Here is a 19,098-nt window from a genome sequence, read left to right as displayed (position 1 = left end):
CTCAGTCCCCCTGCATAGTGTCGGCGCTGGCCGCGCAGTTGTTCGGCCCACGCTCCAGTTCGGCGACCAGGTCGTCGGCGACCCGGCGCTGGCCCAGGTTCGTGGCGATTATCTCCTCGTAGTTGGTCGGCCGCGGCGGCATGTCACGAAGCACGCGCTCGACGAACCCCTCACGGTCCAGCGTGAGCACGTCCAGCGAGTCCACGAGGTCGCCCAGCGTGGCCGTGAAACTGCCGTCGGCCGCGCGCGTCGTCCCCTCGCTCGCGTGTCCCGGTGCAACGATGGTGGCTTCGGGCAGCGCGAGGACACGCTCCTGCAGTGTTTCGTACAACTGCCCGGCGGCAGCCGGTGCGCCGTCGGCCCCGTCCTCTAGATCCGGCCGAGCGACGCTGTCGACGAACAGCCCGTCGCCGGTCAGCAACACCGTGTCCTCGACCAGGAACGAGGTCATCCCGCTGGTGTGGCCGGGCGTGTGGACTGCCTCGATGGCGACCGATCCGACCGAGACTGTTTCCCCGTCGCCAATCGTCCGGTAGGGACCGTCGTAGTCGATGCCCCGCTGGACCGCGCTGTCGGGAACCATCGCCGTAACGCCGTGGTCGCGCTGGAGCGCGCGGACTCCGCTGATGTGGTCCGCGTGGACGTGTGTGTCAACTGCGGCGACCAGGTCCGCTCCGTGGTCCTCTGCGGCCGCGACGTAATCGGCAGCGAAAGCCCGGAGCGGGTCGACGACGACCGCCTCGTCTCCGGAAACGACGAGATAGGAGAGACACCCCGATGCGGGCCGGTGGAACTGGACGACTGTCGCGGCCGTTTCGACATCGAGCACCGTCGAGGTGAGAACACGCTCCCAGCCTTCCATGCCGTCCGCTACGGCGACGACACCATCGACCCCGGCATTGTCGAGACGGTCAGCCACGAACCGACTGGACTCCCCTTTGGCACAGACCGTGTACAGCGGCCGCGTATCCGGGAGTGCGGCGAGACTGTCCGCCGTCACGTCGTCAAGGAACTCGTAATACGGGACGTTCGCGAACTCGACATCCGGTCCGTCGATTCGCCAGTCGTCCACCGAATCCGGCGAACGCGTGTCCAGGATACCAATCGGTTCGCCATCTGCGAGTTTTTGAGCCAGTGCCGCTGGCGCAATCGTCTCGACTGTCTCCGGAATCTCGAACGGTTTGTCGGTCATTCTGTACGCCCTGTAGCCGCCAGACGTACAAAAGGCCTTTGATAGAATTGTGCAAAATATACAATAGTATCGAACGCCACCCTTTCTCAGACCCACAAAAAGGCCCAAATAACGCTTTACAATCCGAAGAGCTTATTCGATTGTACAATATATTGTGTTGTGAGTACAATCCAATGGCAACCAACAACGACGAACTGGCTGTTGCGAAGACGCTAGACGTGACGGGAGCGTCGTGCCCGATGCCCGTGGTCAAAACGAAACAGGCCGTCGACGACCTTGCAGTCGGCGAGGTGCTGGAAGTCCTGGCAACCGATGCCGGCAGCGTCAGTGACATCGCGGGCTGGGCATCGACGCTCGATTCCGTCGTACTGCGCGAACAGACCGAATCCGAAGACGACGGGACGACGGTCTATCACCATCGCATCGAGCGGGTGGACGCATGAGCAGCGACGCGGCGACGCCCGAGCAGTCGCTCGAACAGCGCGTGGCCGACCTGGAATCCGAGGTAGCGGCGCTGGGTGCAGACGAGCCGACGCGGATGACGATCATCGCGACGAAAGGCTCACTCGACATGGCCTACCCACCGCTCATCCTGGCGAGCACGGCCGCCGCTTTCGGCTGGGACGTGACGGTGTTTCACACCTTCTGGGCGCTGGACATCCTCCACGAGAAGCGCTCACGCGAGCTTCAGGTCAGCGCCGTCGGCAACCCCAGCCTGCCCATGCCAAACATTCTCGGGGCGCTCCCCGGCGGTGACTCGCTGACTACCTGGTACATGAACAGAGAAATCGACGCTAACGGGACGCCGACTATCGAGGAACTCATCGACACAGCACTCGATATGGGCGTCGACTTGCAGGCCTGTGAGATGACGACTGAGCTGTTCGACTACGATACCGACGTGTTCTACGACGGCGTCACGACCGGTGTGGGTGCGGCAACAGCGCTTGAACACATGGCCGACGCCGACATCCAGTTACTCGTCTAATTCGGGTGTGTCGGCCGCCTGCCGCTGTTGCATCTCGTGGCGGGTGAACTGTGGCGTCGACAGCGCCGGCCCGCTGCGCCGCCGGAACGACCACGCGAGAACTCCGAGCACTGCGGCGCTCCCGCCGAGCGCGAGTCCGGCCGCCTGGATGCCGTCCACCGTGTAGAGATACGCACTCAGCGGGATTCCGGCGCTGGCGACGATACCGAGCAGGAGCCGCTTGGCGAGCACCCGGCTCAGCCCGTCGCTGTCTTTCAGTACCGTTTTGACGAGCAGTTCCTCCCGCTCGGCACGGTCGAGTGCGTCCTCCAACTTCGGCGCGGTCCGCACTGCCGACCGGGTCGCGTCCGTGACGGTCTCCTGAATTTCCGTCTTGATCTGCTCTTTGACATCCTCACCAGCGCCCTGCTCCATCACGTACTCCGAAATTATCTCGATGAAGTCAAAGTCGGGGTCGAGTGTGCGACAGACACCCTCAAGCACCGTCGTCACGCGGACCACCAGCGCGAGGTCTTGAGGCAAGCGCATCGGGAACTCGTACAGTTGCGTCTCGAACTGGCCGACCAGTTGCTCGATGCGGTACTCGCTGATGTCCTCGCCGCGGAACTGCTCGATGACGATCTCGAAGGCCTCCCGCATCACCTCGCGGTCGGCCATCGGATCCAGTGCCCCCATCTCGACGAAGGCGTCCATCACGCGGTCCACGTCGTCGGTCGCCAGGCCGACGTAGAACTCAAGCAGTTGATCCTGCGTTTTGGGGCCGAGATAGCCGGTCATCCCGAAATCGTAGAAAACCAGCGTCCCGTCTGGCTGGACCGCCAGATTACCGGGATGGGGGTCGGCGTGAAAGAGGCCGTCCTCGACGATCATCTGGATGTACGCCTCTTCGAGACGGCGGACCAGTGCCGGGCGGTCGATGCCCAGTTCGTCCAGCCGCTCCACGTCGTCGATTTTCACCCCGTCGAGATACGTCATCGTCAGCACGCGGTCCGTCGAGTGGCTCTGGACGACATCCGGGATGGCGACATCGTCGTCGTTTGCGAAGTTGTCGCCAATCTCCCGGAGCATCCGCGCTTCGTGGCCGTAGTCCATCTCCCGGCGGACCGTCGCCGCGAACTCTTCGGTGAGGTTCTCCAGCGTGAACGCCTGGCCCGGGTCCGCGCCGTAGGTGAGTATCGGCAGCAGCGTCGACAGCACCCGAAGGTCGGACTCGACGCGTGTTCTGATGTTGGGCCGCAGCACTTTCACGGCGACCCGCTGGCCGTCGATCCGCGCTTCGTACACCTGCCCCAGCGAAGCCCCAGAAATCGCCGTCGTGTCGAACTCCTCGAACAGCGCGTCGATGTCGTCGCCGAGTTCCTGCTCGATGACTGGTTCGATAGTCGCCCACGCATCCGGCGGGACGTTGTCCTGTAGCTCTGATAGCACCTCGACGTAGGCACGCGGCAGCGCGTCGGGCCGCGTGGACAGCATCTGCCCGAATTTGATGAACGCCGGGCCGAGGTCGACGAAGGTGTCCTTCAGATAGCGTGCGCGCCTGGTTCGGGTCTCCGGCGCAACTGTGCGAGACCGACCGAACAGGAGGAACCGCTTCCGGTCCCGGCCCCACTGCCAGAGCAGGGGGACGAACTGCCAGACGATGACCAGCGCGCGCCAGAGGGCACGAAGTCGGACGCCGATCCCCGCCGGCTGTGACACTGGCTGTCCCGTCGGCTCGTCGGCGACACGCTCCTCGGCAGTCACTGTCGGCACGTGAGGCCCGGCGACAAATGAGTCTGCTGGAGACGGTGCCCGCTCAGCGACGGAGGAAGCCGAGCAGGCGATACGCCGAATCCGGGGTGTACTGGCGGAACGCGAGGCTGTTTGCGAGCACAGACACGGACGAGGCAGCCATCGCGGCGGCGGCCAGCGCCGGCTGAAGCAGGCCCAGCGAGGCCAGCGGAATCATCACGGTGTTGTACCCGAGCGCCCAGAAGAGGTTCTGCTTGATCTTCCGGAGCGTCGCCTCGGAGATTCGGATGGCCTTCACCACGTCCGCGGGGTCGTCCCGAAGCAGCGTCACGTCGCCGGCCTCAATTGCCACGTCGGTCCCCGAACCGATGGCACAGCCGACGCTTGCGGCAGCCAGCGCGGGCGCGTCGTTGACGCCGTCGCCGACCATCATCGCCTGGTCGCCGTCGCTCTGGAGTTCGTCGACGGCGTCGGCCTTGTCCTCGGGGAGTACGTCGGCCATCACGTTGTCGGGGTCGATACCGACTTCTTCGGCGACGGCGCGGGCTGTACGCTCGTTGTCGCCGGTGATGAGCCAGACGCCGAGGCCGCGCTCGCGCAGGCCGCTGACGGCTGCCTTCGCGGACTCCTTGACCGTGTCGGCGTCGGCGACGACGCCGATGAGGCGGTAGTTCGGTTCGCCGTCGCTGTCTTCTTCGGCCTCGTCAGCCAGTGCGACCAGCATCGCCGTCTTGCCCTCGCGTTCGAGCGTGTCCATCCGGTCCTCCGCCGGTTCGATGTCGACGCCGGCCTCGGACAGCAGTTTCCGGTTGCCGACGAGAACGCGGCCGTGGCGCGTCGTCGCTTTCACGCCCTGGCCGGGGACGTTCTCGAACGCCTCGGGGTCCTCGACTTCGATGCCGCGGTCGCGTGCGCCCTCGACGATGGCCTCGGCCAGCGGATGCTCGCTGGCGTGTTCGGCGCTGGCGGCGACTTCGAGGACGAACTCCGCGGTCAGTTCGCGCTCGGGCTTGAGCGTTCCGCCGTCGGCGGCCGGGCCGACGACTTCTACATCTGTGAGTTCCATCTCGCCTTTCGTCAGCGTCCCCGTCTTGTCGAAGACGACGGTGTCGACCTCGTGGACGCGTTCGAGTATGTCACCGCCCTTGAACAGGACGCCGTTGCGCGCGCCGATAGCCGTCCCGACCATCGTCGCGGCGGGCGTCGCCAGCCCCAGCGCACAGGGACAGGCAATCAGGACGGCCGAGGCGAAGACGACGACGGCGAACTCGCTCACGCCAACGCCGGCCGGGCCGCCCGCGGCCAGCCCCCACAGCGGGAGCGTGTCGACGACGGCGGCCAGCGTCTCCGGCGCGAACGCCCACAGCACCGCCCAGAGGACGGCGTTGCCGATGACCGCCGGGACGAAGTACGCCGAGATGCGGTCGGCGACGTTCTGGATGTCGGGCTGGCGGGACTGGGCCTGCCGGACCCGTTCGGCGATCTGCTGGATGGCCGTCTCCGAACCGACCTTCGTCGCCTCGATTTCGAGGACGCCGTTCTGGTTCACCGTCGAGCCGATGACCTCGTCGCCCTCGCCTTTCTCGACCGGGACGGACTCGCCAGTCACCATCGACTCGTCGACCGCCGAGTCGCCGTCCACGACGACGCCGTCCGTCGGAATCTTCTCGCCCGGTCGGACTTTCAGTCGGTCGCCGACCTCGACCTCATCGACCGGGATTTCTTCCTCGCTGCCGTCGTCGCGGACGACCGTCGCCGTATCGGCCTCCATCTCAAGCAGCTGCTGGATGGCGGCCCCGGCCTGGCTCTTCGAGCGGGCTTCGAGGTAGTTCCCGAGCGTGATGAACACGAGAATCAGCGCGGCCGTATCGAAGTACAGCCCCGTGCTCGCGATGAGCCCGGCCAGCGCGGCCACGGAATAGACGTACGCCGTCGAGGAACCAAGCGCGATGAGCACGTCCATGTTGGCCCGGCCGTTGTTGACCAGCGCCTTGTAGGAGTTCTCGTAGAAGGGCTTGCCAAGCAGCATCTGGACCGGCGTCGCCAGCGCGAACGCGACCCAGCCCTGTGGCACTCCCAGAATCGTATCACGGATGAGACCGAGCGAGAACAGGTGGTCGGCCATGAACAGCAGGAGCGGGGCCGAGAACACTGCACCGAAAAGCGTGAGACGGAGTTGTCTGCGCGTTTCCTCGTTTCGCGCGGCGGCGCGGCGGTCAGCGCCGGACTGTTCGCTGCCAGTGTCGCCGTCACTTCCGCCGTCGCCGCTTCCGCCACTACCGTCCTCCCTCACTGGCGTGTAGCCGGCGGACTCGATAGCGTCGTAGAGGTCCGAGCGCGACACGTCGGCCGGGTTGTAGGTGACCTGGCCCTCATCGGTGGCGTAGTTCACGTCGGCTTCGATGACGCCCGCGGTCCCTTCGAGCGCCTCCTCGTTGGTGTCTGCGCAGTTCGCACACGACATGTCTGTGATGCCGATGGTCACTGTCTCCGTCGCCACGTCGTAGCCGGCGTCTCGAACGGCGGCGACGATGTCGGAAAGCGTCACCACGTCGGGGTCGTACTCGACGCTCCCCTCGTCGGTGGCGTAGTTCGCGTCGACGGACGCGACGCCGTCGAGTTGGCCCACCGACTCCTCAATCGTGCTCGCGCAGTTGGCACAGCTCATCCCCGTCAGTTCGAGCCGAGTGGTCCGGTTACTCATCTTGTCTTGTTATACGGCTCCCCCGTTCATGCGGTTTGTCCCTTTAATTCGAAAGGCGAAATCAGACATTCCGTTTGAATCCGAGGGCAGACTTCTAAGAACTAATCAATCCAAAGCGATAGTCACAGCTCAGGCCCCGTCTTTCAGTGACTCGTACTGATCGACGAACCGCTCTGCACAGGAGCCACAGCAGAAGTAGTACCGCTCACCGTCGAGCGTGCGCTGCTCGCCCTCCTCGTCGACTGTGTTGCCACACTCCGCACAATCGGGCGCGAACTCCGCCCCGCCCAGCCCGGCGGTCCACTCGCTGTCCGCGATTAGCCGGACCTCGTAGCGGTCCACGCCGTCGAGGTCGACGTGTTCGGCCAGGAGTTCGCTTGCATCGGACTGGGGGACAGTCGCCACCAGAACCACTCGGCCGCTGGCGGTCCGATAGACCCGCTCGACAGTGTCGGCGTCATTGACCGACGACGCGATGTCTGCGGCCCGCCCCGGTTTCGCATCGACCTCTATCAGGACCGGCACGCCGGCCTGCAGCAGCGAGCGGTCGATATCGACGGTAAATCCCTGTATCAATCCCATTTCCGAGAGCCGGTCGACGCGGTCGGAGACCGCCGGTGGCGAGAGGTCCACCCGCTCAGCGATGTCGCTGTAGGGCCGTCTGGCGTCTTCGAGGAGGAGTTGGAGAATCTCGTGGTCGGTGTCGTCGAGTCCGGGCATATCGGACCAACTTCGAGCGCCGGCTTATGCGTTATGTCCGCCCGTGTCTGTGGTTCGTCCGAAGTATCGGGTCCGAACAGCGAACTAGATTAGATTAGTCTAATTATAGTATTAGATGCTAACAACTATATACTTCTGCGATAGCAATTCACACATAATGAATATCGAATCCTACGGCGAGCCGTCGCGAGGACTCACCCGCAGGCAGGCACTCGCTGGCGGTGCGGGAGCGCTTGCGTCCGGGTTCGCCGGCTGCCTGACCGGCGGTGGGGCCGAAGCGTCTACAAGCGACGACAGCGCAAGCGGCGCGGACGGGCCGGTCGCGGTCGCGTCCTTCTTCAGTTTCTACGACTTCGCTCGTGAGGTCACACGCGGGACGCCGATAACAGTCAAGAATCTCATCCCGACCGGCCTGCACGGCCACGGCTGGGAGCCGGACGCGAGCATCACGCGGGAGATCATCGACGCGGATGCGTTCATCCACGTCGGCCCGGACTTCCAGCCGTGGGCTGACCGGGCGATTCAGACGCTCGAAGACGACGATGTGGATACAGACCTTATCAACGTCCGGGAGGGCATCGAACTCGAAACGCTCGCGGCGAGCCTGGACCGCGACGAGGAAGGAGTCGGCGAGAAACGCGGCAGAGACCCGCACTTCTGGCTCGACCCACAGCGCGCGAAACAGTCGGTCGACAACATCGCCGACGGCCTGGTCGCGCTGGCACCGGACGCCGAAGAAACTCTCCGGGACAACGCCGAGACGTACAAATCCGATGTCCTCGACCGAATCGACGCGGACTACGCAGCGATTTTCGACCGGGCCGACCGGAACGTCGTCCAACTTGCGGCGCACAACGCCTTCCAGTACATCGGATCACGGTACGGTGTCCAGATGCGCCCGCTCGTGGTCAACCTCGCGGCCAGCGGCGATGTGAAGCCCTCGGATATCACCGAGGCGAAGACAGTCATCGAGGACAACGACATCCGGTACATCGGGGCTGGCGTGTTCGAGACCCGGAAGCCAGCAAAACAGTTGCTCGCCGAAACGCCGGTCGAGGCCTACTACCCGGTGACGCCCTACGCCGGCGTCCGCGAGGAGTGGGTCGAGAACGACTGGGGCTACGAGGAAATCGCGTACAACATCAACATGCCCACGTTCCAGGTCGTCCTGGGGACCAAGTCACCCGAGGAAGCCGGTCCCGAGGGCTGGAACGAGCAATGGCGGAACTTCGAATAGAATGCAATCACAGGACTCTACAGCGGACGGAGCACAGGCCGACGACGCCGCCGGTACAGCCGACACCGGCGGGGCGGTCGTCCACCTCAACGACGTGCGTTTCGGCTACACCGCGACGCCCGTGGTCGAGGACATCTCATTCAGTATCGACGCCGGCGAGTACGTGGCCGTTGTGGGACCGAACGGGTCGGGCAAGTCGACGCTCATGCAGTTGCTGCTCGGCCTGCTTGAACCGGACAGCGGCACCGCTCGACTGTTCGGCGAACCCGCGACAGCCTTCGACGACGGGACGCGAATCGGCTACGTCGCCCAGCAGGCCAGCGCGAGCAAGGACATGCCAATCACTGTTCGGGAAGTCGTCAAGATGGGTCGGTTCCCCCACGTCGGCTTCGGTCGCCTGTCCGAGGGAGACTGGCGCGCCGTCGACCAGGCGCTGGAGACGGTCGGCATGACTGCCTTCGCCGACCGCCGGATAACACAGCTCTCCGGCGGGCAGCGACAGCGGGCGTTCATCGCGAGAGCGCTGGCCGGCGAGGCCGAACTGCTCGTGCTGGATGAACCGACGGTCGGCGTTGACACCGAATCCGTCGACGCCTTCTACGACCTGCTGGCGTCGCTGAATGCAGGCGGCATTACGGTCTTGCTCATCGAACACGACCTCGGAGCGGTGACCGAACACGCCCAGCGCGTCATCTGTCTCAACCGCGAGGTGTACTTCGACGGACCGACCGACGAGTTCACCGACAGCGAGGCGCTAGCCCGAGCGTTCGGAGCCGGAATGACGACGGGAGCGGACTGATGACTGTCGATATTCTCGCAGTTCTGACGGTCCTTGCCGGGATGCTGCCGGCCGACGTGGCTTCGTCCGTGGTCCTGGCGGAAGCGAGCCCGGCTGCCGCACCGCTTGCAGTTGGCGGCGCAGTGTCCGACGCCTTGCTGGTCGTCCTCGAAGCCTGGTACTGGCTGTTGCGGCAACTGTACGGCGTGACTGGGTTTGATGTCATCAACCCCGACTACACATTCATGTACCGGGCGTTGCTCGTCGGACTCTGTATCGGCGTTATCGCGCCACTCATCGGGACCTTTCTGGTCCACCGACAGTTGGCGCTCATCGGCGACGCGCTGGCGCATACGGCCTTCGCCGGCGTCGCCGTGGGACTCTTCCTGAACGGCGTCTTCGAGTTCGGTATCTCGCCGTACCTCACCGCCGTCGTGGTGGCGATCATCGCGGCGCTACTCATCGAACTCATCTCCGAGGTGACTGACGCCTACAACGACGTGTCGATGGCTATCGTCTTGTCGACGGGATTCGCCCTCGGCACGGTCCTCATCAGCCTCAACGCCGGCGGGCTCGCGGTGGGTATCAATCAGTACCTGTTCGGGAACCTCTCGACGGTGTCGGCCGAGAACGCCATCATCATGCTCGTTCTGTTCGGCATTATCGTGGGCGTCGTCGGCCTCACCCGGAACCAACTGCTGTACGTCACGTTCGACGAGACGGCCGCCGAGGTGGCCGGCCTCCCAGTGGACTGGTACAACCGGCTCATGGTCATGCTGACCGCGCTGGTCGTCGTCGGTGCGATGCAGATTATGGGCGTCATCCTCGTCGCGGCGATGCTGGTCGTGCCGGTCGCCGGCGCGACGCAAGTGTCGCGGAGCTTTTCGGAGTCGCTGCTCGTCGCTATCGTCCTCGCGGAACTCGCCGTCCTGCTGGGCATCGGCCTGGCCTACTACGGCGGCGCGACCGCTGGCGGCGTCATCGTCCTCGTCGCTGTCGGCATCTACGTCTGTACCGTCGTCGTCGGGAAAGTCCAGACAGCTATGGAAACAGAGCGGACGCCGGACGTAGACACGATAACGAGCGATTAGGCGACCGACTTACGCGCTCGCCAGTTGCGCTATCGACGACACCATCGTTTCCCACAGCGAGAAGCCCATCGTCACGCTCAGAGCGAAGTCCGCGGCGAAAAACAGGAACAGCCCAGCGCCGACAAAGTGGGCTGTTCGCAGGTCGAAGCGGTGCGCGAACCGGTGGAAGAACAGCGCGTTCGCCAGGCTCACCGGAATGATAGCGAGCATCTCGCCTGCCCAGATAGCGCTTGCCTGGGCGCTGTACTGGGCGGCGAGCGTGATCGTTATGAGCTGGGTCTTGTCGCCGAACTCACCGAAAGCCATCATCGCGAAGATAGGCAGGAAGCCGCCGAGTTTGTTCGGGACCTGCCAGTCAGTTACCGGCACGCGAACGTCTAACTGGCCACCGTCGGTGGTGAAGCCCGATGCGGGTTCCTGTTGCTCCGCGTCGGCCGCCGGCGCACTGCGGAGCAGTAATATTGCGAATAGCAGGAACATCCCGGCAGTGAGACTTTCGAGGACGATACCGGGCAGCAACGACGTGATCGTGGACCCGAACCAGATCTCCAGTGCCGTCCAGCCGGCGAAGGCCGTCCCTGCCGCGCTGACCACGAGGAAGGGATTGAACCGTGTCGACAGGCCGGCGATGATGAACTGGACTTTCTCGCCCGGGAGAACCGCCAACTGCGCACCGGCCGCTATCGCGACGACTGTCAGCCACGTCACGTCGCTCATGCCTTGGTCACTCCATCACCGGCCTGTTCTGCCTCCGGTGCGCGGACCTGAATCGCGTCGGCGATCCGATCCGGTAACGACACTGACGAGCCACTCTCTAGCTGGACCGTCACCATCCCGATGGGGGCGACTTCCTCGACAGTCAGCACTGTCCCCGGTGTGATGCCGGCGTCGGAGAGGTACGTGAGTTCGTCGGGGTCCCGGTCCCGGACCCGCGTGACTTCGAGTCGGCCCCCCTCCCCGTGTTCTGACAGCGCCGTCGCGGAGTCGTCGTCGATAGGGTCCAGCGAGTCGCTGGGGATCGGGTCCCCGTGGGGGTCGAACTCCGGCTCGTCGAGGACGGCCGCGACCCGGCGCTCGAACTCTTCGCTGATGTGGTGTTCGAGCACCTCGGCCTCCTCGTGGACCTCTGCCCAGTCGTAGCCCAATTGCTCTGTCAGGAACGTCTCCAGCAGGCGGTGATGGCGGATGATCTCTAACGCCACTGTCTCGCCTTCCGGCGTCGTCTGGACGCCCTTGTACTTCTCGCGTTCGATGAGTCCGCGGTCGGCCAGTTTCTCGACCATACTGGTGACCGTCGGGGCCGTGACATCCAGCGTCTCGGCGATAGTAGAGGGAGAAATCGGCGGGTCGCCGTCCCGCTCCAAGCGATAGATCGCCTTCAGATAATCCTCCATCTTGGCACTCAACATACACCAAATTAGACACATCTAATGCAAAAGATTGGCGGTTCCAACAACTTTGTTTCCGCCGGTCACATCACGTCGCCTGTTATTACTCGTCTGCAGCGTACGTTTCACGCCGGTGGCGGGTCAACAGCCACAGGAACAGATAGCCGATCGCACCCAGTACGAACAGCGTCGCGGGAATAAGAAAGGGTCCGAACGTCCGAACGAGCGTCTCGATTCCCGACAAACCGACCATATCTCGGCTATGGACGGTAGCCTGATAAACCGCAAGGTCTGGCGAGCGGGGCTCTCGGACCGATTCGGCTGGTGCTACACGGACTGTGGCGCAAAATCGGAACAGAGTGTCCGAGCCCGGTTGGCCCCGATCAGATCAGGTCCTGGTCTTCGAGCGACGACATGACATCGTCGACGAAGTCGTCGACGCTCTCGTAGGGGAACTCCCCGTCCAGTTTCGTGTTCAGTTCCATCGCCGTCATCGAGAAGTCGCCGGACTCGAATTTCGTCGACGGGCCGCTGGGCAGCGCCGGAACGAGGTCCATCGGACTGGAAATCGGGTAGTCTGCTTCCTCGAATGCTTCGACGAACTGCGAGCGGAGCTCTTCTTTGTCTACCATGGGCGGACGTTGTGCAAGAATTAGTATAAAAGGTTCGACATCGGTACACTCTACCATTGTTTTGAGTTTATTCGGGGAGTGCAACGTTGATGGACTCGCGCGCCGTTGGGTCTGTATGGAGCGCCCCTCCCGCCGGCGATTCATTCAGACCGGACTCCTGATCAGTGTCGGCCTTGCTGGGTGTGCTACTCCCGGCGGCGACGAGAGCGACGGCGAAACAGCCACTGGAAACGGCGGGGTGGGAACCGATGGAGCGACGGCCGGGAGCGACGGAACACCGGCAGCGGATGCCCTCGATTCGCTCGAACTCGGCGTCGAAACACTCGCCAGCGGACTCACCTCGCCGGTCGGCGTGTCGGTCCCGACAGAGGGGACCACGTACGTCGTCGACCAACCCGGACAGTTGTATCGGGTCACCAACGGCGGCGACCTCGAAGTGGCGCTCGATATCCGGGACCGCGTCGTCGACGTGAGCGGCTACGACGAGCGCGGACTGCTCGGGGTCGCGTTCCACCCTGACTTCGACGGGAACGGCCGGGTGTTTTTGCGGTACAGCGCCCCACAGCGTGAGGGAACACCCGACTCGTACTCCCACACGTTCGTCCTGTCGTCGTTCCGGGTAGATGACGGTTCGTTTGACCCCGACTCCGAGCGGACAGTACTTGAGATTCCACAGCCACAAGCCAACCACAATGCGGGGTCCATCGCGTTCGGCCCGGACGGGTACCTCTACGTCGGTGTCGGCGATGGCGGCGGCGCGAACGATCAGGGCACCGGCCACGCTGACGACTGGTACGACGCCGTGCCGGGCGGCAACGGGCAGGACGTGACCGAGAATCTGCTCGGGAGCATCCTCCGGATCGATGTCGACAGCGACGGCGACTCGCCGTACGCGGTTCCGGTAGACAATCCACTCGTCGACGGCGACGGCCTCGACGAACAGTACGCCTGGGGCTTTCGCAACCCCTGGCGCTTCTCCTTCGGCCCTGACGGCCGCCTGTTTGTCGCCGACGTGGGACAGAACGAGTACGAAGAGGTGAACGTCGTCGAGCGCGGCGGCAACTACGGCTGGAACGTCCGCGAGGCGACCCACTGTTTCGGGGCCGATGAGTGTCCCGGCAAAACGCCCGACGGCGATCCGCTCGTCGACCCGATTATCGAGTACCCACACGAGGGTGGAGAAGTGTCCGGCATCTCCGTCATCGGCGGGTACCTGTACGACGGGGCGGACGTGCCCGCACTGGACGGCCACTACGTGTTCGCCGACTGGCGGGCCGACGGGCGACTGTTCGTCGCACGAGAGCGCGACGACGGTCTGTGGCCGGTCACGGCCGTGCCAGTCGCCGACGATAGCTTCGGCTCGAACGTCCTGTCCTTCGGCCGAACCCCGGCGGGAGAGCTACTCGTCTGTACGACCGACGCCGGCGGCGTCAGCGGCGACAGCGGTGCCGTACACCGGGTCCGAGAGGCGTAGCTCGGCGGTTCGGACCGGCAAGCGGTCCCGCTTCGCTACCGGACTCGGCTGTCATCGTCCGTATCGCGCCGGGCCAGCCGCTCGGCCGTCTCGCGGTCCGTCTCGACGCGCTGGTCGCGCTCGCTACGGACCAGCGCGTACAGGACCAGCGGCGCGGCCAGTGCGAACAGCAGGACCACGAGGAACAGCCCAGTACCAGCGGGCATCGTCAGCCGAGGAAGATATCGGCCAGATCACTGCCCGCGGACCCGGTGTCCCGGTACAGCTCCGAGTAGCCGCAGTTCGTACACGTGACGACCTGGAACTGGTTCGTCTGGATGTCGAACATCTTCGAGAGGCCGCCGCCGGTGGTCGAGATGCTACCCACGTCAGTGCCGGTGTGGCCGCACTTCGGACAGCCGCGGTCGTCGTCTTCCGTTCGTGTATTGGAGGGCATTGCAGTCGGCCTTTCGTACCCCGGTCTAACAAATCTGGTGCTACCCTGTCGACAGTTCTGAGGCACTGAACCGCAAAACGAGGCGGGAGAATTCAGTGGTGCACTATGCCAGAACCCACCCGCCTCAACGGAGGGAAACGCGCACGTTATTTGTTTGTTATGAATCGCTCAATCCTGCATCGGTCGGCTGACGGGTCCTCTAGTCGTCGGCCGGAATCGGGTCGCCGTGGGACACCTCGTCGCCGAGCAGGTCCATGAACTGCGCAAGCCACTCGGGGTGGTCGGGCCAGGCCTGGCCGGTGACGAGGTTGCCGTCGGTGACCACTTCGTCGACCCACGAGCAACCGGCGGCCTCGCACTCGGCGCGACAGGCCGGGTAGGATGTCATCTCATAGCCGTCGAGTACGTCGGCGGCGGCGAGAATCTGCGGGCCATGACACAGTGCCGCGACGGGCTTGTCCTCCTCGAAGAAGTGCCGTACCGCATCAAGCACCTCGTCGTAGGTCCGCAGATACTCGGGGGCGCGGCCACCGGGGACACACAGTGCGTCGTAGTCGCTGGGATTCACGTCGGCCATCGTCGCGTTCAGGACGAAATCGTGGCCGCGGGACTCCATATAGGTCTGGTCGCCGCGGAAGTCGTGTATCGCTGTCTTGATTGTTTCTTCGGCCTCCTTGTCGGGACACACCGCATCGACCTCGTGGCCGACCATCTGCAGCGCCTGGAACGGCACCATTATTTCGTAGTCTTCGCCGAAATCGCCGACGATCATGAGGATGTCTTTGCCCATCGGTATCACCGGGCAGTAGTACGCACGCTGTCGAAATAAAGCCGAAGGTGAATTACCACTTCTCTGTCACACGTCGAGCGACGAGAGTACCTGCTCGATGTCCGCCAGCGAGTCGATGACGTAGTCGGGGGTGACGGCACTCCGTTCCAGCGCCCGCTCGTCGGTCACGCCGGTCCGGACGAGGACTGTCGTCATCCCGTTCCGTTCGCCCATCGCAATGTCCGTCTCCAGTCGGTCACCGACGACCAGACAGTCCGCCGGCGCACAGCCCAGCCGCTCCAGCGCCGCCTGGACGGCGATCTCGGACGGTTTGCCGAGTATCCGGTCCGGGTCCCGCTCGATGACGCCGGAAATCGCGTTGATTATGGCCCCAGAACCAGGGACCGGCGCGCCGTCCTCCCCGGGGAAGGTCCGGTCCGGGTCCGTCCCAAGGAAGGCGGTGTCGTCGTCGATGGCCCGGAGCGCGTCGACCATGTCGCTGTAGTGGAAGCCGTCGGTCCAGGAGGCCAGTAGGACCTCCGTTTCGACGGCGTCCCCGACCAAGCGTGCGTCTGTTCCGTCGACTAAGTTGCACAGCTGATCGCTCCCGATGACAAAGACGTTGTCCCCCGCGTGGGCCTCGTTGAGGTACTCGCGGGTGACGACGCCTGAGGAACAGGCCTCACCTTTGCGGGCGTCGACGCCCATCCCTCGCAAGCGCTCGACGTACTCGCTGCCGTCGTGGATGGGGTTGTTCGAGAAAAAGCAGAGCCGCAGGCCTCGCTCTCTGAGTACATCAATTGCCGACGCCGCGCCCGGCAACAGGGTGTCGCCGTGGTATACCGTCCCATCTAGGTCGACGATGACCCCCTCGACTGTCATTACCGCTACTCGGAGCCCGGCAGTGAAAAGTCCGTCTCATAGTGAGTATTGTAGATTATTTCCGGATAGCGCCGCCCCTGGGGTCGGCGCGTCCCGGTAAATCGCTCCAATACTCACTATCAGTCGTGCAGTTCGACGCTGGTCACCTCGAAGCACGCCCCGCCGCTGTCGCTGTCGGTCAGCGACACCTCCCAGCCGTGGGCCTCGGCGACCTGCTCGACGATGGCCAGGCCGAACCCGGTTCCGTCCTGGGTCGAGGAGTACCCCATCTCGAACACGTCGTCGGCGTCGCCGTCGACGCCCGTTCCGTCGTCCGCAATGTAGAAGCCCTCTCCCGACTCCAGCAGCCCGACTTCGATCTCGACCTCGCCGTCGTTGTGTTCGATAGCGTTCCGGAACAGGTTCGCCAGCAGGTCCTGAACGCGCCCGCTGTCGGCCGCGAGTTCCGCGCTCGACTCGACCGACATCGAGGACTGTTCGGCTTCGATCCAGGTCCACGCGGTCGACGCCAGCGTCGACAGCTCAGTCTCCTGTGGGTCGTTGACAGTTCGGCCCTGCCGAGCCAGTGCGAGCACGTCCTCGATGATACAGCCCATTCGGTCCAGCGACCGGTCGATTTTGGCGACCAGTTCGGCCTCTTCGCTGTCTGCTGGCTCAGTGAGCAGGTCGACCGCGCCCTGAGCGACGTTCAGCGGGTTCCGGAGGTCGTGGCTGACGACGCTGGCGAACTCCTCCAGTCGCTCGTTCTGGCGCTCCAGTTCGTGCTGGCGTTCGACGCGTTCAGTGATGTCACGCGAGACCAACTGGAACGTATCGATCTCGCGGTGGCTGTCCACGGGGATGAACTGGTTTTGGTAATGGCGCCCGCCGACGGCGTCTTCCGTCCGCGTCGCAGTGCCGCTCTCGACCGCGTTCCGGCCGGCCTCGACGCGCTGTGTCGCCGCCTCGCTGTCCATCACATCGTCAAGTGTCTGCCCGATGAGTGTGTCGGGGTCGTCGTCCAGCCAGTCGGCCATCGAGGGGTTCACCGAGAGGATGGTCCCGTCAGTCGTCAGATGAACGATACCGTCGGGGGAGTCTGCGACCAACGACTCGAACTTCCGGCGAGTGCGCTCCTGGGAGACGACATTCTCGATTCGGTTTGCCAGCCGGCCGTACTGCTTGTCTTCGACGACTTCGAGCTTCAGGAGGTAGTCGGCGACACCCGCCTTGATAGCCGCGCTCGCCGTCTCCTCGTCTCCCCGCCCGGTCAGCAGAATAAACGGGATGGACGAGTTCGTCTCCCTGATCGACTCAAGCAGTTCCAGGCCGTCCATCTCGGGCATCTCGTAGTCGCTGACGACGCAGTCGAACCCTTCCGCGTCGAGCCGGTCCAGTGCTTCGTCGGCGCTATTTGCGGCGACCGAGTCGATGTCGTGCTGTTGGGTGAGCGTGTCAGCGGTCATCTCCGCGAAAAAATCGCTGTCGTCGACGACTAACGTCCGTATATTGTTTTCAGATGTCATGTGGGCGGCGGGGTCCTTGTCACCCCAATGGGCTGTCCCTACTTATATTTCAAGGGAGCGAGGTCGCCCGTGAGACACCCGTTAGCGCGGTATCGGTGGCGCTATCGATACCTGGACGCCGGGACTGTGGTGGACCAGTGGGTCCGATTCGCTCGCAGATATATCAACCGACGGAAATACCGACCCAGTCACGGTGGCGTCGACGCGGTCGAGCCGCCACGGGTCGTGACCGACGCTGCCGACGAGGCGCGTTCCGAACCGACCGGTCGTGAAGTACCGCTGCCGGTCGACGAGAAACGAGGCCAGCGAATCCGGCGGGATCGCAACTGGGTCACCCGTGACCGTGTACCGGCACTCGAACAGCCGCCGCTCGCCGGCATCGAGGACCCGTCGTCGGTCGGTCGTCGGGAGCGTCCGCGGGATGGCGTCCCCGACGGTGATCCGAAACAACTCCGAGACCGCCGTCGCTGTCCGACTGTCGTCGCCGAACAGCGCCAGCACGCAGACCCCGCGCTGGCCGCTCGGCCCGCGGACGTAGGTCCGCACCGTGAGCAACTCTGACGGCCCGGCGATCTCGACGCCGAACGTCTCGACGCGGTCGACGGTCGCCGCGACGGCCGACACCCAGGCGTCGCCGTCGCTCGTTTCGACGGTGAGCCAGTCGGGAACGGCCGCCTGCACCGCTTCCTCGGCAACCGGCCAGTGACAGAAACACACGTCGTCGAGGGTGACCTGCAGCGGGCGAAGGGCGACCACACCGTCACTGGGGGCGACACGCTAATCAGTGTACTGGGGGTGACACCTCAGTCGGTGTCCCGGGGCCAACACGTGAATCAGTGTCCCGGCGCGGCATCCCTCAGCCGGCGGAGTCGTCCCGCCGTCACCGGAATCTCGTCGCAGTAGTGGACGAGCGGGTCGCCGTCGGGCCTGTCGAAGCCCGACGCGGCGAACAGCCCGTTCGTCTCGATGTCAGCCTGCCCTTCTTGCAGTGGCCAGGGTTCGTGATCGATGTCGGCGTAGTACACCGTTCCGTCGTCGCTCGCGGCGTAGAAGCGATACCGTTCCACCAGGAACGACTCCAGGGAGTCCGGTTCGGGCGTCTCCGGTGGCCCCGTCGGCCCGTAGGTGGCGTGGAAATCCGCCGGCGGCGCACGCGAACTGGTCCGACGACTCTGGAACTCGACGCTGTCGCCATCGGCACGTATCTGCATCGACGCGCGATAGTACGACAACTGGAACAGCTGCCGGGCCAGCGTGACGCTGAGCCGGTCGTCGGCGTCGAGGTTGTAGAAGTACACGCCCGGCGTCCCGTCAGCCACCACGTAGGTCCGGAGATTTAGCTCGCCGAAGGACCGACCGATTGGACTACCTCGCGGCCTGATGTCGGCCATTTGGAACGGGACGACACTGAGCCACGCCCGCCCGTCGTACGTGTCAACGGCGAGTCCGTCGGGCAGCGTCGCCCCGACGATTTCGGGCTCGACGGGCCAATGCATGAACCCCACGTCCTGCCACGTCATCGTCAGCAGGTCCATGTCGGTTTGTAGGGACCAGATGGGTTTCTGCCTGGC

The 19,098-nt window shown here is 64.4% G+C and carries 21 protein-coding genes; 6 read left to right on the top strand and 15 right to left on the bottom strand.

The window, feature by feature from the left end; all coding sequences use genetic code 11:
• Position 1 precedes the first annotated feature (1 nt).
• Entirely contained in the window at positions 2-1,192 is a 1,191-nt protein-coding gene (locus tag Harman_RS02730; RefSeq protein ID WP_137682284.1) for an MBL fold metallo-hydrolase, read from the bottom strand.
• Between the two features lie 173 nt (positions 1,193-1,365).
• Here Harman_RS02730 and Harman_RS02725 point away from each other — a divergent pair, with 173 nt between their 5' ends.
• Positions 1,366-1,635 (top strand): sulfurtransferase TusA family protein, encoded by a 270-nt coding sequence (locus tag Harman_RS02725; RefSeq protein ID WP_137682283.1) that lies wholly within the window; start codon positions 1,366-1,368, stop codon positions 1,633-1,635.
• A complete protein-coding gene (locus tag Harman_RS02720) occupies positions 1,632-2,180 on the top strand; it encodes a DsrE/DsrF/DrsH-like family protein (RefSeq protein ID WP_137682282.1) in 549 nt (182 codons plus the stop codon). The genes Harman_RS02725 and Harman_RS02720 overlap by 4 nt, the downstream gene beginning before the upstream one ends.
• Here the strand turns inward: Harman_RS02720 and Harman_RS02715 are convergent.
• From Harman_RS02715 to Harman_RS02705, 3 genes are all read right to left on the bottom strand, one after another.
• Positions 2,169-3,923 carry an ABC1 kinase family protein gene (locus Harman_RS02715; RefSeq protein ID WP_137682281.1) on the bottom strand — a complete coding sequence of 585 codons (1,755 nt, stop codon included), beginning with the start codon at positions 3,921-3,923 and terminating at the stop codon, positions 2,169-2,171. The two genes, Harman_RS02720 and Harman_RS02715, sit on opposite strands and share 12 nt — an antisense overlap.
• A gap of 52 nt (positions 3,924-3,975) precedes the next feature.
• Complete coding sequence (locus Harman_RS02710; RefSeq protein ID WP_137682280.1) at positions 3,976-6,615, bottom strand: heavy metal translocating P-type ATPase; 2,640 nt, start codon at positions 6,613-6,615, stop codon at positions 3,976-3,978.
• Between the two features lie 129 nt (positions 6,616-6,744).
• Entirely contained in the window at positions 6,745-7,335 is a 591-nt protein-coding gene (locus Harman_RS02705; RefSeq protein ID WP_137682279.1) for a winged helix-turn-helix transcriptional regulator, read from the bottom strand.
• A gap of 157 nt (positions 7,336-7,492) precedes the next feature.
• Here Harman_RS02705 and Harman_RS02700 point away from each other — a divergent pair, with 157 nt between their 5' ends.
• The 3 genes from Harman_RS02700 to Harman_RS02690 are packed head-to-tail and all read left to right on the top strand — an operon-like array spanning position 7,493 to position 10,441.
• A complete protein-coding gene (locus tag Harman_RS02700; protein ID WP_137682278.1) occupies positions 7,493-8,572 on the top strand; it encodes a metal ABC transporter substrate-binding protein in 1,080 nt (359 codons plus the stop codon).
• 1 nt (position 8,573) lies between these two features.
• On the top strand, positions 8,574-9,371 hold the full coding sequence (locus Harman_RS02695; RefSeq protein ID WP_137682277.1) for a metal ABC transporter ATP-binding protein: 798 nt from the start codon (positions 8,574-8,576) through the stop codon (positions 9,369-9,371).
• Positions 9,372-9,412: 41 nt separating this feature from the next.
• The gene (locus Harman_RS02690) at positions 9,413-10,441 is read left to right on the top strand and encodes a metal ABC transporter permease (RefSeq protein WP_137683117.1); all 1,029 of its coding nucleotides are present in this window, start codon (positions 9,413-9,415) and stop codon (positions 10,439-10,441) included.
• A gap of 9 nt (positions 10,442-10,450) precedes the next feature.
• On the opposite strand, the gene Harman_RS02685 is transcribed toward Harman_RS02690, so the two are convergent.
• The 4 genes from Harman_RS02685 to Harman_RS02675 all read right to left on the bottom strand — a co-directional run bounded on the left by Harman_RS02685 (position 10,451) and on the right by Harman_RS02675 (position 12,461).
• Positions 10,451-11,158 (bottom strand): TMEM165/GDT1 family protein, encoded by a 708-nt coding sequence (locus Harman_RS02685; protein WP_137682276.1) that lies wholly within the window; start codon positions 11,156-11,158, stop codon positions 10,451-10,453.
• On the bottom strand, positions 11,155-11,850 hold the full coding sequence (locus tag Harman_RS02680; protein ID WP_200830811.1) for a metal-dependent transcriptional regulator: 696 nt from the start codon (positions 11,848-11,850) through the stop codon (positions 11,155-11,157). Before Harman_RS02680 ends, Harman_RS02685 begins: the two co-directional genes overlap by 4 nt.
• An 82-nt stretch (positions 11,851-11,932) precedes the next feature.
• Entirely contained in the window at positions 11,933-12,082 is a 150-nt protein-coding gene (locus Harman_RS21360) for a hypothetical protein (RefSeq protein ID WP_200830810.1), read from the bottom strand.
• Positions 12,083-12,212: 130 nt separating this feature from the next.
• Positions 12,213-12,461 carry an MTH865 family protein gene (locus tag Harman_RS02675; RefSeq protein WP_137682275.1) on the bottom strand — a complete coding sequence of 83 codons (249 nt, stop codon included), beginning with the start codon at positions 12,459-12,461 and terminating at the stop codon, positions 12,213-12,215.
• A gap of 115 nt (positions 12,462-12,576) precedes the next feature.
• Here Harman_RS02675 and Harman_RS02670 point away from each other — a divergent pair, with 115 nt between their 5' ends.
• Positions 12,577-13,935 (top strand): PQQ-dependent sugar dehydrogenase, encoded by a 1,359-nt coding sequence (locus Harman_RS02670; protein ID WP_137682274.1) that lies wholly within the window; start codon positions 12,577-12,579, stop codon positions 13,933-13,935.
• Positions 13,936-13,970: 35 nt separating this feature from the next.
• On the opposite strand, the gene Harman_RS21355 is transcribed toward Harman_RS02670, so the two are convergent.
• From Harman_RS21355 to Harman_RS02640, 7 genes are all read right to left on the bottom strand, one after another.
• Positions 13,971-14,141, bottom strand: coding sequence for a hypothetical protein (locus tag Harman_RS21355; RefSeq protein ID WP_200830809.1), 171 nt, complete (start codon positions 14,139-14,141; stop codon positions 13,971-13,973).
• Between the two features lie 2 nt (positions 14,142-14,143).
• Positions 14,144-14,371 (bottom strand): zinc ribbon domain-containing protein, encoded by a 228-nt coding sequence (locus Harman_RS02665; protein ID WP_137682273.1) that lies wholly within the window; start codon positions 14,369-14,371, stop codon positions 14,144-14,146.
• A 199-nt stretch (positions 14,372-14,570) separates the two neighbouring features.
• Entirely contained in the window at positions 14,571-15,161 is a 591-nt protein-coding gene (locus Harman_RS02660; RefSeq protein ID WP_137682272.1) for a DJ-1/PfpI family protein, read from the bottom strand.
• A 66-nt stretch (positions 15,162-15,227) separates the two neighbouring features.
• The gene (locus Harman_RS02655; RefSeq protein ID WP_137682271.1) at positions 15,228-16,022 is read right to left on the bottom strand and encodes an HAD-IIA family hydrolase; all 795 of its coding nucleotides are present in this window, start codon (positions 16,020-16,022) and stop codon (positions 15,228-15,230) included.
• Positions 16,023-16,141: 119 nt separating this feature from the next.
• Complete coding sequence (locus Harman_RS02650; RefSeq protein ID WP_137682270.1) at positions 16,142-17,527, bottom strand: ATP-binding response regulator; 1,386 nt, start codon at positions 17,525-17,527, stop codon at positions 16,142-16,144.
• An 81-nt stretch (positions 17,528-17,608) separates the two neighbouring features.
• Positions 17,609-18,283, bottom strand: a complete 675-nt coding sequence (locus Harman_RS02645; protein ID WP_137682269.1) for a DUF2071 domain-containing protein — start codon at positions 18,281-18,283, stop codon at positions 17,609-17,611.
• A 77-nt stretch (positions 18,284-18,360) separates the two neighbouring features.
• On the bottom strand, positions 18,361-19,062 hold the full coding sequence (locus Harman_RS02640; protein ID WP_137682268.1) for a YqjF family protein: 702 nt from the start codon (positions 19,060-19,062) through the stop codon (positions 18,361-18,363).
• Positions 19,063-19,098: the final 36 nt, after the last annotated feature.

The organism is Haloarcula mannanilytica, assembly GCF_005406125.1.
Lineage (GTDB): Archaea > Halobacteriota > Halobacteria > Halobacteriales > Haloarculaceae > Haloarcula > Haloarcula mannanilytica.
The sequence above is the reverse complement of the archived record's forward strand: the minus strand, read 5'-3'. Positions and strand labels throughout refer to the sequence as shown.

Coding starts and splice junctions, on each gene's coding strand:
- Harman_RS02705 (WP_137682279.1), bottom strand. CDS start 7,335: ATGCCCGGACTCGACGACACCGACCACGAGATTCTCCAACTCCTCCTC.
- Harman_RS02690 (WP_137683117.1), top strand. CDS start 9,413: ATGCTGCCGGCCGACGTGGCTTCGTCCGTGGTCCTGGCGGAAGCGAGC.
- Harman_RS21360 (WP_200830810.1), bottom strand. CDS start 12,082: ATGGTCGGTTTGTCGGGAATCGAGACGCTCGTTCGGACGTTCGGACCC.
- Harman_RS21355 (WP_200830809.1), bottom strand. CDS start 14,141: ATGCCCGCTGGTACTGGGCTGTTCCTCGTGGTCCTGCTGTTCGCACTG.
- Harman_RS02670 (WP_137682274.1), top strand. CDS start 12,577: ATGGAGCGCCCCTCCCGCCGGCGATTCATTCAGACCGGACTCCTGATC.
- Harman_RS02730 (WP_137682284.1), bottom strand. CDS start 1,192: ATGACCGACAAACCGTTCGAGATTCCGGAGACAGTCGAGACGATTGCG.
- Harman_RS02655 (WP_137682271.1), bottom strand. CDS start 16,022: ATGACAGTCGAGGGGGTCATCGTCGACCTAGATGGGACGGTATACCAC.
- Harman_RS02665 (WP_137682273.1), bottom strand. CDS start 14,371: ATGCCCTCCAATACACGAACGGAAGACGACGACCGCGGCTGTCCGAAG.
- Harman_RS02710 (WP_137682280.1), bottom strand. CDS start 6,615: ATGAGTAACCGGACCACTCGGCTCGAACTGACGGGGATGAGCTGTGCC.
- Harman_RS02695 (WP_137682277.1), top strand. CDS start 8,574: ATGCAATCACAGGACTCTACAGCGGACGGAGCACAGGCCGACGACGCC.
- Harman_RS02685 (WP_137682276.1), bottom strand. CDS start 11,158: ATGAGCGACGTGACGTGGCTGACAGTCGTCGCGATAGCGGCCGGTGCG.
- Harman_RS02675 (WP_137682275.1), bottom strand. CDS start 12,461: ATGGTAGACAAAGAAGAGCTCCGCTCGCAGTTCGTCGAAGCATTCGAG.
- Harman_RS02725 (WP_137682283.1), top strand. CDS start 1,366: ATGGCAACCAACAACGACGAACTGGCTGTTGCGAAGACGCTAGACGTG.
- Harman_RS02720 (WP_137682282.1), top strand. CDS start 1,632: ATGAGCAGCGACGCGGCGACGCCCGAGCAGTCGCTCGAACAGCGCGTG.
- Harman_RS02680 (WP_200830811.1), bottom strand. CDS start 11,850: ATGTTGAGTGCCAAGATGGAGGATTATCTGAAGGCGATCTATCGCTTG.
- Harman_RS02650 (WP_137682270.1), bottom strand. CDS start 17,527: ATGACATCTGAAAACAATATACGGACGTTAGTCGTCGACGACAGCGAT.
- Harman_RS02700 (WP_137682278.1), top strand. CDS start 7,493: ATGAATATCGAATCCTACGGCGAGCCGTCGCGAGGACTCACCCGCAGG.
- Harman_RS02660 (WP_137682272.1), bottom strand. CDS start 15,161: ATGGGCAAAGACATCCTCATGATCGTCGGCGATTTCGGCGAAGACTAC.
- Harman_RS02640 (WP_137682268.1), bottom strand. CDS start 19,062: ATGGACCTGCTGACGATGACGTGGCAGGACGTGGGGTTCATGCATTGG.